The 12,606-nt window shown below is 70.3% G+C and carries 15 protein-coding genes and 1 pseudogene; 10 read left to right on the forward strand and 6 right to left on the reverse strand.

The window, feature by feature from the left end:
* Window positions 1-3: 3 nt before the first annotated feature.
* Window positions 4-651 (reverse strand): PH domain-containing protein, encoded by a 648-nt coding sequence (locus OG595_RS13955; protein WP_329271734.1) that lies wholly within the window; start codon window positions 649-651, stop codon window positions 4-6.
* A 178-nt stretch (window positions 652-829) separates the two neighbouring features.
* Between OG595_RS13955 and deoC the strand changes: the two genes are divergently transcribed.
* Genes deoC through OG595_RS13970 form a run of 3 tightly spaced genes read left to right on the forward strand, consistent with a single transcriptional unit; the run spans window position 830 to window position 4,183 of the window.
* Window positions 830-1,789, forward strand: coding sequence for a deoxyribose-phosphate aldolase (gene deoC, locus OG595_RS13960; protein WP_164408067.1), 960 nt, complete (start codon window positions 830-832; stop codon window positions 1,787-1,789).
* Between the two features lie 5 nt (window positions 1,790-1,794).
* Entirely contained in the window at window positions 1,795-3,246 is a 1,452-nt protein-coding gene (locus OG595_RS13965) for an aldehyde dehydrogenase family protein (protein ID WP_329271738.1), read from the forward strand.
* A complete protein-coding gene (locus tag OG595_RS13970; RefSeq protein WP_329271740.1) occupies window positions 3,239-4,183 on the forward strand; it encodes an aldehyde dehydrogenase family protein in 945 nt (314 codons plus the stop codon). Before OG595_RS13965 ends, OG595_RS13970 begins: the two co-directional genes overlap by 8 nt.
* Before the next feature lie 114 nt (window positions 4,184-4,297).
* Here OG595_RS13970 and OG595_RS13975 read toward each other — a convergent pair whose 3' ends face one another.
* Window positions 4,298-4,708, reverse strand: coding sequence for a hypothetical protein (locus OG595_RS13975; protein WP_329271742.1), 411 nt, complete (start codon window positions 4,706-4,708; stop codon window positions 4,298-4,300).
* Between the two features lie 60 nt (window positions 4,709-4,768).
* Between OG595_RS13975 and OG595_RS13980 the strand changes: the two genes are divergently transcribed.
* Window positions 4,769-5,473 (forward strand): uridine kinase family protein, encoded by a 705-nt coding sequence (locus OG595_RS13980; protein WP_329271744.1) that lies wholly within the window; start codon window positions 4,769-4,771, stop codon window positions 5,471-5,473.
* Between the two features lie 205 nt (window positions 5,474-5,678).
* Here OG595_RS13980 and OG595_RS13985 read toward each other — a convergent pair whose 3' ends face one another.
* Complete coding sequence (locus OG595_RS13985) at window positions 5,679-6,443, reverse strand: SigE family RNA polymerase sigma factor (RefSeq protein WP_329271746.1); 765 nt, start codon at window positions 6,441-6,443, stop codon at window positions 5,679-5,681.
* A gap of 263 nt (window positions 6,444-6,706) precedes the next feature.
* On the opposite strand from OG595_RS13985, the gene afsQ1 reads away from it, so the two are divergent.
* From afsQ1 to OG595_RS14010, 5 genes are all read left to right on the forward strand, one after another.
* A complete protein-coding gene (gene afsQ1, locus OG595_RS13990) occupies window positions 6,707-7,384 on the forward strand; it encodes a two-component system response regulator AfsQ1 (RefSeq protein ID WP_318323702.1) in 678 nt (225 codons plus the stop codon).
* On the forward strand, window positions 7,381-8,952 hold the full coding sequence (locus OG595_RS13995; RefSeq protein WP_329271751.1) for a HAMP domain-containing sensor histidine kinase: 1,572 nt from the start codon (window positions 7,381-7,383) through the stop codon (window positions 8,950-8,952). Before afsQ1 ends, OG595_RS13995 begins: the two co-directional genes overlap by 4 nt.
* Window positions 8,953-9,035: 83 nt before the next feature.
* Window positions 9,036-9,617: a hypothetical protein gene (locus OG595_RS14000; protein WP_329282873.1), complete on the forward strand. Its 582-nt coding sequence runs from the start codon at window positions 9,036-9,038 to the stop codon at window positions 9,615-9,617.
* Window positions 9,618-9,794: 177 nt separating this feature from the next.
* Window positions 9,795-10,346 carry a VanZ family protein gene (locus tag OG595_RS14005; RefSeq protein ID WP_329271752.1) on the forward strand — a complete coding sequence of 184 codons (552 nt, stop codon included), beginning with the start codon at window positions 9,795-9,797 and terminating at the stop codon, window positions 10,344-10,346.
* A 132-nt stretch (window positions 10,347-10,478) separates the two neighbouring features.
* Complete coding sequence (locus tag OG595_RS14010) at window positions 10,479-10,688, forward strand: PspC domain-containing protein (RefSeq protein WP_164322241.1); 210 nt, start codon at window positions 10,479-10,481, stop codon at window positions 10,686-10,688.
* A gap of 92 nt (window positions 10,689-10,780) precedes the next feature.
* Here the strand turns inward: OG595_RS14010 and OG595_RS14015 are convergent, their stop codons facing one another.
* The 3 genes and pseudogenes from OG595_RS14015 to OG595_RS14025 all read right to left on the reverse strand — a co-directional run bounded on the left by OG595_RS14015 (window position 10,781) and on the right by OG595_RS14025 (window position 11,856).
* Window positions 10,781-11,140 (reverse strand): ATP-binding protein, encoded by a 360-nt coding sequence (locus OG595_RS14015; RefSeq protein ID WP_329271756.1) that lies wholly within the window; start codon window positions 11,138-11,140, stop codon window positions 10,781-10,783.
* A gap of 129 nt (window positions 11,141-11,269) precedes the next feature.
* Window positions 11,270-11,527: pseudogene (locus OG595_RS14020) on the reverse strand (adenosine deaminase); the annotation flags it as partial.
* Window positions 11,503-11,856: a hypothetical protein gene (locus tag OG595_RS14025; protein ID WP_329271758.1), complete on the reverse strand. Its 354-nt coding sequence runs from the start codon at window positions 11,854-11,856 to the stop codon at window positions 11,503-11,505. The pseudogene OG595_RS14020 and the gene OG595_RS14025, both read right to left, overlap by 25 nt.
* Before the next feature lie 118 nt (window positions 11,857-11,974).
* Between OG595_RS14025 and OG595_RS14030 the strand changes: the two genes are divergently transcribed.
* Window positions 11,975-12,556, forward strand: a complete 582-nt coding sequence (locus OG595_RS14030; protein ID WP_329271761.1) for a YkgJ family cysteine cluster protein — start codon at window positions 11,975-11,977, stop codon at window positions 12,554-12,556.
* The last annotated feature ends 50 nt before the right edge of the window (window positions 12,557-12,606 follow it).

The raw sequence follows: 12,606 nt of genomic DNA on the forward strand, positions 1-12,606 counted from the left end.
GGATCAGCCGACCGCGAGCAGAATCGCCAGCAGAACCGCGCCGGCGGCGGCGGGCGCCATGATCTCGTACGCCCATTTGACGGTCACCTCGCCCTGTGAGGTGGCCGCCTTCTCGCGGGCCTCCCACAGCTGGCCCAGGTCGTCCATGATCTGGTCGTTCTGGGCGCGGGTCGGTCCGGGCGGCACCAGGGGCATCCGGCCGCCGGGGCGGCCGGCCTCGCGCGCCTCGCGCATCTTGGCCCGGTTGGCCCGCTTGCGGGCACGCAGCGAGACGGGGACGGCCCAGAGCTGGTACTTGGTACCGGACTCGACGACGACCTCGTTCGAGAAGCTCGACCGGAACCCGGCGACCGTCCCCCAGGGCAGCTCGACGACCCGGAACGGGTTGCGCACGCGCAGCCGGTGGTCGTTGGCCAGCACGGCGGGCCGCAGCGTGAAGGCGATCACCAGCGGTACGGCGAAGAGCAGCGTGGCGAGCGCCAGCCACGGGGTCCGCCCGTGGCCGACGAACAGCGCGTCGCCGCCGAGCCAGCCAGCGAGCCCGAGCAGCAGCACTCCGGCCACGAGGGCGGAGGGTGACCGGTAGACCCGGTCGGGAGACACGGGTTGCGCTGGGCCCTGCTCGGGCGACGGGTGGTCCGGGGTCGTCATGCCCCCGATTCTGCCCGACGCCCCGGACACCCCTCGCCGCCGGTGCCGCCCGGGCCGCGTTTCCCGCTCCGCCACCCGTTCACCGCATATGTCCACCCCGGGCCCGGGGTCGGCCCGCTCCACCTGTTTCCCGGGGCTGTACAGCCGCTACGCGCGTAGATATGCTCGGCTTGTGACCATGCCCACCACTGCATCAACCGCACTCCCGCTCAAGGACGTGACCGCGTCCGACAGCACGCTGCGCCGCTACCTTCACGGGCTGCCCGGCGTCGACGCGGTCGGCCTGGAGGCGCGAGCCGCCTCCCTCGGCACACGTTCCATCAAGACGACCGCGAAGGCGTACGCCATCGACCTGGCCATCTCGATGGTCGACCTGACGACTCTGGAAGGCGCGGACACCGCCGGCAAGGTCCGGTCGCTCGGCGCCAAGGCCGTCCGCCCCGACCCGACCGACCGCACGGCCCCCGCCACGGCCGCGGTCTGCGTCTACCCCGACATGGTGGCCGTCGCGAAGGAGGCCGTCGCCGGGTCCACCGTCAAGGTCGCCTCCGTCGCCACCGCCTTCCCCGCGGGCCGCGCCGCGATCGGCGTCAAGCTGGCCGACGTGCGTGACGCCGTCGCCGCCGGTGCCGACGAGATCGACATGGTCATCGACCGGGGCGCGTTCCTCGCGGGCAACTACCTGAAGGTGTACGAGGAGATCGTCGCCGTGAAGGAGGCCTGCGGGGCGTCCGCCCGGCTCAAGGTCATCTTCGAGACCGGCGAGCTGTCGACGTACGACAACATCCGGCGCGCGAGCTGGCTCGGCATGATCGCCGGGGCCGACTTCATCAAGACGTCCACCGGCAAGGTCGCCGTCAACGCGACGCCCGCGAACACCCTCCTCATGCTGGAGGCCGTACGCGACTTCCGCGCGCAGACCGGCGTCCAGGTGGGCGTGAAGCCGGCCGGTGGCATCCGTACCACCAAGGACGCGGTGAAGTTCCTGGTCGTGGTCAACGAGACCGTGGGCGAGGACTGGCTCGACAACCACTGGTTCCGCTTCGGCGCCTCCTCGCTGCTGAACGACCTGCTGATGCAGCGCCAGAAGCTGGCCACCGGCCGCTACTCCGGCCCCGACTACGTGACGGTGGACTGATCACCATGACCATCGAGAAGCGGTCATCCGCATTCGAGTACGCACCGGCGCCCGAGTCCCGCGCCGTCGTCGACATCGCTCCCTCCTACGGCCTGTTCATCGACGGCGAGTTCGCCGAGGCCGCCGAGGGCCGGGTCTTCAAGACCGTCTCCCCCTCCACCGAGGAGGTCCTCTCCGAGGTCGCGCAGGCGGGCGAGGCGGACGTCGAGCGTGCGGTGAAGGCCGCCCGCAAGGCCTTCGAGAAGTGGTCGGCGCTGCCCGGCTCCGAGCGCGCCAAGTACCTCTTCCGCATCGCCCGCATCATCCAGGAGCGCAGCCGTGAGCTGGCCGTCCTGGAGACCCTGGACAACGGCAAGCCGATCAGGGAGACGCGCGACGCCGATCTCCCCCTGGTCGCCGCGCACTTCTTCTACTACGCGGGCTGGGCCGACAAGCTCGGCCACGCCGGTTTCGGCGCGAACCCCAGGCCGCTGGGCGTCGCGGGCCAGGTCATCCCCTGGAACTTCCCGCTGCTGATGCTGGCCTGGAAGATCGCCCCGGCGCTCGCCACCGGCAACACGGTGGTGCTGAAGCCCGCCGAGACGACCCCCCTCTCCGCCCTGTTCTTCGCGGACATCTGCCGCCAGGCGGGCCTGCCCAAGGGCGTCGTCAACATCCTTCCCGGGTACGGCGACACGGGCGCCGCGCTCGTCGCGCACCCGGACGTCAACAAGGTCGCGTTCACCGGGTCGACGGCCGTCGGCAAGGAGATCGCGCGCACGGTCGCCGGCAGCCGCAAGAAGCTGACCCTCGAACTGGGCGGCAAGGGCGCCAACATCGTCTTCGACGACGCCCCCATCGACCAGGCCGTCGAGGGCATCGTCACCGGCATCTTCTTCAACCAGGGCCAGGTCTGCTGCGCGGGCTCCCGGCTCCTCGTCCAGGAGTCGATCCAGGACGAGCTGCTCGACTCGCTCAAGCGCAGGCTCTCCACGCTCCGCCTCGGCGACCCGCTGGACAAGAACACGGACATCGGCGCGATCAACTCCGCCGAGCAGCTCGCCCGGATCACCTCGCTCGTCGAGGCGGGCGAGGCGGAGGGCGCCGAGCGCTGGTCCCCGGCCTGCGAACTCCCCTCCTCCGGCTACTGGTTCGCCCCGACGCTCTTCACGAACGTCACCCAGGCGCACACCATCGCCCGCGACGAGATCTTCGGCCCGGTGCTCTCGGTCCTCACCTTCCGCACCCCGGACGAGGCCGTCGCCAAGGCCAACAACACCCAGTACGGCCTGTCGGCGGGCATCTGGACCGAGAAGGGGTCGAGGATCCTCGCCGTCGCGAACAAGCTCCGCGCGGGTGTCGTCTGGTCCAACACGTTCAACAAGTTCGACCCCACCTCGCCGTTCGGCGGCTACAAGGAGTCGGGCTTCGGCCGCGAGGGCGGTCGCCACGGCCTGGAGGCGTACCTCGATGTCTGACCCCCGAGTGGACACCCGACCGGACACCCGACCGGACACCCGGTCGGACGCACGTCTGTCCGTCTTCAAGACCTACAAGCTGTACGTGGGCGGGAAGTTCCCGCGTTCCGAGAGCGGCCGGGTGTACGAGGTGAGCGACGCGAAGGGCAACTGGCTGGCGAACGCGCCCCTGTCCTCCCGCAAGGACGCCCGTGACGCGGTCGTCGCCGCGCGCAAGGCGTTCGGCGGCTGGGCCGGGGCCACGGCGTACAACCGCGGCCAGGTCCTCTACCGCGTCGCCGAGATGCTGGAGGGCCGCAGGGAGCAGTTCGTCCGGGAGGTCGCGGACGCGGAGGGCCTGTCGAAGCCGAAGGCCAACGCCCAGGTGGACGCGGCGATCGACCGCTGGGTCTGGTACGCGGGCTGGACCGACAAGATCGCCCAGGTGGTGGGAGGCGGGAACCCGGTCGCGGGACCCTACTTCAACCTCTCCTCCCCCGAACCGACCGGCGTGGTGGTCGTCCTCGCCCCCCAGGAGTCCTCGTTCCTGGGCCTGGTGTCGGTCCTCGCCCCGGTGATCGCCACCGGCAACACGGCGATCGTGATCGCCAGTGAGAGGTCACCGCTCCCCGCGCTGTCCCTCGGCGAGGTCCTGGCCACCTCGGACGTACCCGGCGGAGTCGTCAACATCCTGTCCGGCCGTACGGCGGAGATCACCCCGTCGCTGGCCGCGCACCAGGACGTCAACGCGATCGACCTGGCGGGCGCGGACGAGGTCCTCGCGAAGGAGCTGGAGATCGCGGCGGCCGACAACCTCAAGCGCGTTCTGCGTCCACAGACTGTGGACAACGCCCAGTGGTTCGCCACCCCGGGCACCGAACGCATGACCGCCTTCCTGGAGACGAAGACGGTCTGGCACCCAACCGGTTCACTGGGCGCGTCGGGATCCTCCTACTAGGCCGGCCGCAGGCCGCCTGGTAGGGGCGCGGGGAACTGCGCGACCAGCCACGACGCACTCGCGCCCGGCAACGGTCAGCAGTTCCCCACCCCTCCCCCGCACATCAATCGCACATCAACCGCCCAGGACCCCCAAGGCCTCCCCCAGCACCGGAATGCGCCCGATCGACTGCGCCTGCGCAACAGGCCCGGTCACCATCTGCGAAGCAACCGGCTGGAAGTCGGCGAGCTGGGTGCCCACGCCGTTGTCGAGCGGGTCGACGCCCGTACCGGCGAGGGGGTTGGGCTTGAGACCCTGGACCGCACCCGTGACGTAGCCGACCGAGCCGGTGAGCGCCGCCAGGCCCGACTGCGGGTCGATCTTCCCCAGCGAGGTGGTGGGGTTCATGCGGATGGCGTCCACCGCGGGACCCGCCTCGGCGGCGGAGGCCGTCGCGGCACCCGCCCCCAGGGCCGCGCCGGTGGCCGCGAGGGCGATCAGCGCGCGCTGGGCGGTCTGGTTCTGGGTGGACGTACGTCGTGCCATGACTGGTGGCCGCCTTCTGGTGCGCCGGGTAATCGGATCGACACGAAGGGTAGTTGAGGTGTGACGCACCTTTCAAAGCCGACCCGCGGGGTCGGCAGGGGGGCGCCCGATGCCTCACACTGGTGTCTCGTGACCTCCCACCCGCACATACCCACGCGAGTCGTGCTGCTCTGCGGCCCTTCAGGCTCCGGCAAGTCCCTCCTCGCGGCCCGTTCCGGTCTCCCGGTCCTGCGGCTCGACGACTTCTACAAGGAGGCCGCCGACCCGACGCTGCCGCAGGTCCTGGGAAGCACCGACATCGACTGGGACCACCCTCAGTCGTGGGACGCGGACGCGGCGGTCACCGCGATCACCGAGCTGTGCCGCACGAGCCGTACGAACGTCCCGGTGTACGACATCTCGCTGAGCGCCCGTACGGGCGAGGAGAGCGTCGAGATCGGCCGGACCCCGCTGTTCATCGCGGAGGGCATCTTCGCCGCCGAGATCGTCGCGCGCTGCCGGGAGGAGGGCGTCCTCGCGGACGCGCTCTGTCTGAGCCGGGGGCCCGTTCGGACGTTCCGCAGACGCTTCCTGCGGGATCTGCGCGAGGGCCGCAAGTCGGTGCCGTTCCTGCTGCGCCGCGGCTGGCGGCTGATGCGCGCCGAGCGTTCCATCGTGGCCCGCCAGACGGCCCTGGGCGCCCACGCGTGCGACCGGGACGAGGCGATGGGCAGACTGGCCGACGCGGCGGCGGGCCGCCGCACACAGACGCGCACGGCGGCCTGACCCCCGCCCTCACGCACACGAGAAGCGGGACTGAACGGACCCCCCGGCCCCCCAGTCCCGCTTCTCTTGTGCTTCCCCCGTGTGGTGCAACCCCCGCGGCCCCCCAGCCCCGGTGGTTTCCCCCCCTGGTGATGCTCCCCCGTGCTTCCCCCCGTTTACCGCTCCCCCGTCTACCGCTCCCCCGAGCGGTGCTTCCCCCACACCCTCAGGCCACGAGCTCCCCGAAGGATTCCTCCTCGTCACGGCCGAAGCTGAGGACCTCGTCCTCGCGCATCCGGCGGAGCGACCGCCAGATGCTGGACTTCACCGTGCCGACACTGATGTCGAGGATCTCCGCGATCTCCGGGTCCGTGCGGCCCTCGTAGTAACGAAGGACCAGCATCGTCCGCTGGAGTTCGGGGAGCCGGGCGAGCGCCTGCCACAGGACCGCGCGCAGCTCCGTGCCGCGCATCGCGTCCGTGTCGCCGGGCGTCTCCGGCAGTTCCTCGGTCGGGTACTCGTTCAGCTTGCGGCGGCGCCACGCGCTGATGTGCAGATTGGTCATCGTCCGGCGGAGGTATCCGCCGACCGCGGCCTTGTCACTGATCCGGTCCCAGGCGCGGTACGTCGAGAACAGCGCGCTCTGGAGCAGGTCCTCGGCCTCGAAGCGGTCACCGGTGAGGTGGTAGGCGGTCGCGTACAGGGAGGCGCGGCGCTCCTGGACGTAGGCGGTGAACTCCGCCTCCGACAGCGAACGACGCTCCCCCGTGGTCTCCCTGTACGCGGCCCCCGTCAGCCCCGCCTCTTTCGTGGCGGCGCTGCCGCTTCCCCCCGTGTGTGCGTCAACCACCGACATGTACGTGGTGTGCTGACGCCCGGTGCCGCGAACGCACCCCCGCCCGTTCACGGCACCGGACTTCTCGGTGGTCCTCGTGACGTCGTGCAGGCGCGTGATCACTGCGTTCGCGCTTGTGCTGTGCAGCGTGCTCATCTCGCGCCCCCCGTCGTGGACTTACCGTCTTCGGCTCGGTTCGTGGTGCTTCCTTGCCTGTGCCGAGAACTCTGCCCAAGCCACTTCATGACGGTGTCCGCCGACTGTCACAGGCGTGCAACAGGGGCACTTCTCAGGAACAGCACGGCGAACAACACAGGAAGGTCACAGAGTGGCGCGGTAAAGGCCCGCCGACACCCCGAAATCGCCCGACAAGCACCTGACAGTCGCAGCCCGGCCCGGCCATGGGCCAGAATGCATCCGTGCCTTCCCTGTTGCTGATCGAGGACGACGACGCCATCCGTACGGCCCTGGAGCTGTCTTTGACCCGCCAGGGCCACCGGGTCGCCACCGCTGCCACCGGTGAGGACGGTCTGAAGCTGCTGCGTGAGCAGCGGCCGGATCTGATCGTCCTGGATGTGATGCTGCCCGGTATCGACGGTTTCGAGGTGTGCCGGCGCATCCGGCGCACGGACCAGCTGCCGATCATCCTGCTCACCGCGCGCAGCGACGACATCGACGTGGTCGTCGGGCTGGAGTCCGGCGCCGACGACTATGTCGTCAAACCGGTGCAGGGGCGGGTGCTCGACGCCCGTATCCGGGCCGTGCTGCGGCGCGGGGAGCGCGAGTCCAACGACTCGGCGACCTTCGGTTCGCTGGTCATCGACCGCTCGGCGATGACGGTGACGAAGAACGGCGAGGATCTGCAGCTGACGCCCACCGAGCTGCGGCTGCTCCTGGAGCTGAGCCGGCGGCCCGGTCAGGCGCTGTCCCGGCAGCAGTTGCTGCGTCTGGTGTGGGAGCACGACTACCTGGGCGACTCGCGGCTGGTGGACGCGTGTGTCCAGCGGCTGCGCGCCAAGGTCGAGGACGTGCCCTCGTCACCGACGCTGATCCGTACCGTCCGCGGGGTCGGCTACCGGCTGGACTCGCCTCAGTGACGAAACCGCAGGGCAAGCTCCGCGGCTGGGCCGCGGCGCGCAAGGCGATACTCTCCGGGCTGCGCTTCACCAGCCTGCGGCTGCGGCTGGTCGTGGTCTTCGGCCTGGTGGCGCTGACGGCCGCCGTGTCGGCCTCCGGGATCGCGTACTGGCTCAACCGCGAGGCCGTGCTCACACGAACACAGGACGCGGTGCTGCGCGACTTCCAGCAGGAGATGCAGAACCGCGCGGGCACACTGCCGACCCGGCCCACCCAGGACGAACTCCAGCACACGGCGGGCCAGATGGCCGCCAGCAGCCAGCGGTTCAGTGTCCTGCTGGTCGCCGAGGACGAGAACGGGCGGACGGTCGTCGGCAACTCCGGGGCGCTGGACCCCTTCTCCCTGGCGGACGTGCCCCGGTCGCTGCGCACGGCGGTCGGCAAGGAGCAGTCGATCACCTCGAACAACAAGTACCCGTACCACCTCTACTGGCAGCGGATCATCGACGGCGACAAGCCGTACCTGGTCGCCGGCACGAAGGTGATCGGCGGTGGTCCGGCCGGCTACATGCTGAAGTCGCTGGAGCCCGAGGAGAAGGACCTCAACTCGCTGGCCTGGTCGCTGGGCATCGCCACCGGCCTCGCGCTGATCGGCTCGGCGCTGCTCGCGCAGGCCGCCGCGACGACTGTATTGAAGCCGGTGCACCGCCTCGGTATCGCGGCCCGGCGGCTCGGCGAGGGGAAGCTGGACACCCGGCTGCGGGTGTCGGGCACGGACGAACTGGCCGACCTCGCCCGGACGTTCAACCACGCGGCGGAGGCCCTGGAGAAGCGGGTCGCCGAGATGAGCGCCCGTGACGAGGCCTCGCGGCGGTTCGTGGCGGACATGTCCCACGAGCTGCGTACGCCGCTCACCGCGATCACCGCCGTGACGGAGATCCTCGAAGAGGAGCTGGACGCGGAGACCGGCAGCGTCGACCCGATGATCGAACCGGCGGTACGGCTGGTGGTGAGCGAGACCCTGCGGCTCAACTCCCTGGTGGAGAACCTGATGGAGGTCACCCGCTTCGACGCGGGCACCGCCCGGCTCGTCCTCGACAACGTCGACATCGCCGACCAGATCACGTCCTGCATCGACGCCCGCGCCTGGCTGGACGCGGTCGAACTGGACGCCGAACGCGGCATCATGTCGCTGCTCGACCCGCGCCGCCTCGACGTCATCCTGGCCAACCTCATCGGCAACGCCCTCAAGCACGGCGGCTCGCCGGTACGGGTGTCGGTGTGCGCGTCCGACGAGGACCTGCAGATCGAGGTGCACGACCAGGGGCCGGGCATCCCCGAGGACGTCCTGCCGCACGTCTTCGACCGCTTCTACAAGGCGAGCGCCTCCCGCCCCCGCTCCGAGGGCAGCGGCCTGGGCCTGTCCATCGCCCTGGAGAACGCCCACATCCACGGCGGCGAGATCACCGCGGCCAACTCCCCGAAGGGCGGCGCGGTGTTCACCCTGCGGCTGCCCAGGGACCCGTCGGCACTGACGGAGAAACCGGCCGAGCCGGCCGGCGCGAACGGCAACGGGGAGAGCGCGTGACGAACGTACAGGGCGTACGGCGCGTACGAGGTGCTCGGGGCGTGCGCCGCCGGGCGGCCGTCCCGCTGCTCGGGGCGCTCGCCATGCTGCTCGCCGGGTGCGGGATCCGGGCCACCGAGGTCCCGACGGACTTCGGTCCGGCGCCCTCCCGCGTCCCGTGCTCCCTCTCCGACATCTCCGCCCCCGCCGCGCCGGACGTCACCGCGCAGACGTCCGCGGGCGTCCCCGTCCAGGTGTTCCTCCTGTGCGCCTCCCAGCTGGTGACCGTCGACCGCGCGGTGCGCGTCCCGGACGGTACGGCGGAGGCGGCGCGGCGCGTGCTGGTGGCCCAGGGGCTGCTGGACGAGCTGTCCAGGACCCCGTCGACGACCGAGACCGCGGCCGGCTACACGACGGACGTGCGCGGCGGGATGAGCGTGAGCGGACCCGGCCCGAAGGACCCCGAGGACGCCCTGCGGCTGAGCACGTCCCCGGCCGAGCTCTCGTCGTACGCCCTCGCCCAGATCGTCTGCACGTTCTCCGACTCGGCCGCCGCCGAGGGAGACGGCTCCGTGGTCCTGGGCGGCCCGGACACGGACCCGCTGCGCCGGTACACGTGCACACCGGAGGTCCGCTCCCGGCCGGGGGCACAGGTACCGCCGTCGTCGGGCGTGGACAGCGGCTGAGTGCTGAGCGCCCCTAGGGGGCGCGAGGAACTGCGCGACAAGCCCCCACCGACCCGCGGCCGAGGAACCGCCCGTCCCCCGGTGGGCCCCGCGCAGGCCCCCGTGTGGCACACGACTCACTCGCCTGTACGGGGGCAACCCGGAACCGATCGTGCCGATGGCCGCGTCTTGGGGGACGTGCAGCGTCTTGGCTCGGTCGGCGAAAGTGCCGCCATTCGCATCCGTACGGCGGGAGGTGTCCTCCTCGTCGCCCATCTCGCGCTCGTCGCCTGGATCACGCTGCGTCCGCTCGACGTCCCGTGGCAACTGCCTCCCAACCTGCAGCCCTTCGCGGGCATACGGGCCGATCTGACCCTCGGCTGGCAGGACGCGGCCCGGCGCATCACGGAGGGGCTCGCCCTGCTGGCCCCGCTGGGTGTGCTGCTGCCGATGGCGGGCGGACGGCTCGACGTCTCCCCGCTCGCCTCGCTCGTCCGTACGGTCATGGCCGGTGCCATGATCTCGCTGGGCATCGAACTGCTGCAGACCGGCGTGCCCGGTCAGGTCGTGGACGTCGACTCGCTGCTCCTGAACACGGTGGGCGTGGGACTCGCGCATGTCGCCGTGGTGCCCGCCGCACGGTCCTGGCTCCGCCGCAGGAGTGACCGCAGGCGCCGGGCGGCCGTCCGCACGGAGGACGCGACTCAGGGTAGGACCCCGACGATTCCCAGGGTCGGGATCGCCCCGTAGAGCGACGCTTCGTCCGCTGCGCGTCCGTAACGTTGAGTGCAGATGAGGCGACCGGAAAAGCCGGCCCCGCCCATCGGATCCACCGGACCCACCGGATCCACCGGATCCAGCCGGACTCACCGAGGAGACGCCATGACCGCCCTTGCCCGCCCCACCAACGGCCGCATGATCGGCGGAGTGTGTGCCGCGCTGGCACGGCGCTTCGGCACCTCCGCGACGACGATGCGCGTGATCTTCGTGCTCTCGTGCCTGCTGCCCGGCCCGCAGTTCCTGCTCTACATAGCCATGTGGATCCTGCTGCCCTCCGAGAAGTACGAGAACAAGGCCCACGCGGCCTGGTAGCCGACGCGAACCGCCCGGACGGCCTGCCTGTACGCCGATGGGGCGCACCCCTTGACCAGGGGTGCGCCCCATCGGCGCGTTCACGGGGTGGGTCAGCCGAGCGGAATGCCGTTCACCGGGAGGCCGTGCGTGGGCAGGCCCTGCAGCGGAAGGCCGCCGAGCAGACCGGAGACCGGCGCGGTCGGACCCTCGGACAGCAACTTCGTGACGGCAGGCTGCGCGGCGGCAACGCCCGCGCCGACCGCGCTCTGCCCCTGGGCCACGGCCTCGGCGGCACCGGGCAGCGCCTTCGACGCGCTCTCCACGGGCAGCGTCTGGGTCACGGAGCCCAGCGCGGCGGAGTCCGGGAGGGCGGGAAGAGCCGGGGCGGCGTTGGCGGCACCCGCACCCGCGGCGGCGAAGGCGGCACCGAGGGCGGCGACACCGAGGGTCTTGGCAGCAGACTGCTTCATAGTGAATGCGTCCTTGAATGCGAGACGGGGATGTGAGCGGTCCACGACCGTAAACACGAGAAGCCGCCTGCCGCAAACATCGAAAAGCGGTCGAGTCGCACCGGCCCGACCGCCTCCCGGACCCCCGGATCAGCCCTGCGTATCGACAGAACCGCTGGTGGAGGCGGTCTGCCGGAACAACCATTCGGATTTCAGCTCGGCATATCCGGGCTTGATGACGTCATTGATCATCGCCAGTCGTTCATCGAAAGGAATGAATGCTGACTTCATAGCATTGACCGAGAACCATTGCAGGTCGTCGAGCGTATAACCGAATGCTTCGACAAGATGCTCGAATTCCAGGCTCATTCCGGTGCCCGACATCAGCCGGTTGTCGGTGTTGACAGACTATCCGCCAGGAAGTGCACCTCACCACCCTTGCCCTGACCTGCGACAACGGGCTCCGCGTCAGGCAGGGGGATGTTGAAGGCGATGCGGAGCAGATCCGCTTCAAGATCGTTAGCGTCCCCAAGGGCCTTCGCGAGGCGAGCTACGAGCGCAGGGGTCAGCCGGCCGACGACTATCCCCGCCGCCTCCCCCTCGGGGCCCTCCTCCTCTGGAAGCTCCCGACCGTCTGCGATCCGCACCTGGCGCATGCGCTCCTCGAACCGCTGCGCCGCGGACATCTCCCGGTCCTGCGCCATCAGCCGTTCGAGCGGACTCAGCTCCACCGACACAGCCCCTCCCACCAGGTTGCTCCAAAGGAGGTGATCGTATCGGTTCCATAAGCAACCCCACCACCCATACGGGTGAACGACCCGTACTTCTGGCGAGGTGTCATTTAGCCTGCCACGCATGAAACTTGGCGACGCGGAAGCACTGGTCCGGCTCGTGGCCGGCGGCCTGGCGCGGGACCCCGACCCCGCGGCACTCGACGCTCTTTACGAGTCCCTCCCCCGCTTGGAGTGCCAGCGAAAATGCGGGTCTGCCTGCGGCCCTGTGCCGCTGAGCCCCCTGGAAAGAAACCGGATCAGGGCGAGCGGGGTGCGGTGGGTCGACGGCCGGGTAATTACTCTGTCCGTAGGACAAAGAGTGGGGACGACCTGTACCGCGCTGGACCAAGAAAAGATGCAGTGCCGTGCGTATGAAGTACGGCCCATGGTCTGCCGCATTTGGGGCCTCGTGGAGGAACTGGCCTGCCCCTGGGGGTGCATGCCCGAGGGTGGGTATCTGGACACCATCGAGGGCCTGCGCCTGATGAATCTGTCCCTGTGGTACGGCGGCGACCTGAACGGCATGGAGCCGTCAAAGTGGGAGAGACTCGCGGCGAACCCACACCGGCGCCGACTCGCGGCCGAATTCCTGGCCCAAGCGAAGCCCGTTCAGGAGGATGCGCGGATCATTCAGACGACCATCCCGGTGCGGCTGGCGAGCTGAGGCCGGATACGACGATGGCCCTCGCCCTGTTTTCCCAAGGCGGGGGCCTA

Source organism: Streptomyces sp. NBC_01451 (assembly GCF_036227485.1).
Classification (GTDB): Bacteria; Actinomycetota; Actinomycetes; order Streptomycetales; family Streptomycetaceae; genus Streptomyces.

What these genes read in the sequence shown, in the direction of transcription:
- OG595_RS13955 (WP_329271734.1), bottom strand. Translation starts at nt 651, where the DNA reads ATGACGACCCCGGACCACCCGTCGCCCGAGCAGGGCCCAGCGCAACCC.
- deoC (WP_164408067.1), top strand. Translation starts at nt 830, where the DNA reads ATGCCCACCACTGCATCAACCGCACTCCCGCTCAAGGACGTGACCGCG.
- OG595_RS13965 (WP_329271738.1), top strand. Translation starts at nt 1,795, where the DNA reads ATGACCATCGAGAAGCGGTCATCCGCATTCGAGTACGCACCGGCGCCC.
- OG595_RS13970 (WP_329271740.1), top strand. Translation starts at nt 3,239, where the DNA reads ATGTCTGACCCCCGAGTGGACACCCGACCGGACACCCGACCGGACACC.
- OG595_RS13975 (WP_329271742.1), bottom strand. Translation starts at nt 4,708, where the DNA reads ATGGCACGACGTACGTCCACCCAGAACCAGACCGCCCAGCGCGCGCTG.
- OG595_RS13985 (WP_329271746.1), bottom strand. Translation starts at nt 6,443, where the DNA reads ATGAGCACGCTGCACAGCACAAGCGCGAACGCAGTGATCACGCGCCTG.
- OG595_RS14000 (WP_329282873.1), top strand. Translation starts at nt 9,036, where the DNA reads ATGCTGCTCGCCGGGTGCGGGATCCGGGCCACCGAGGTCCCGACGGAC.
- OG595_RS14010 (WP_164322241.1), top strand. Translation starts at nt 10,479, where the DNA reads ATGACCGCCCTTGCCCGCCCCACCAACGGCCGCATGATCGGCGGAGTG.
- OG595_RS14015 (WP_329271756.1), bottom strand. Translation starts at nt 11,140, where the DNA reads ATGAAGCAGTCTGCTGCCAAGACCCTCGGTGTCGCCGCCCTCGGTGCC.
- OG595_RS14030 (WP_329271761.1), top strand. Translation starts at nt 11,975, where the DNA reads ATGAAACTTGGCGACGCGGAAGCACTGGTCCGGCTCGTGGCCGGCGGC.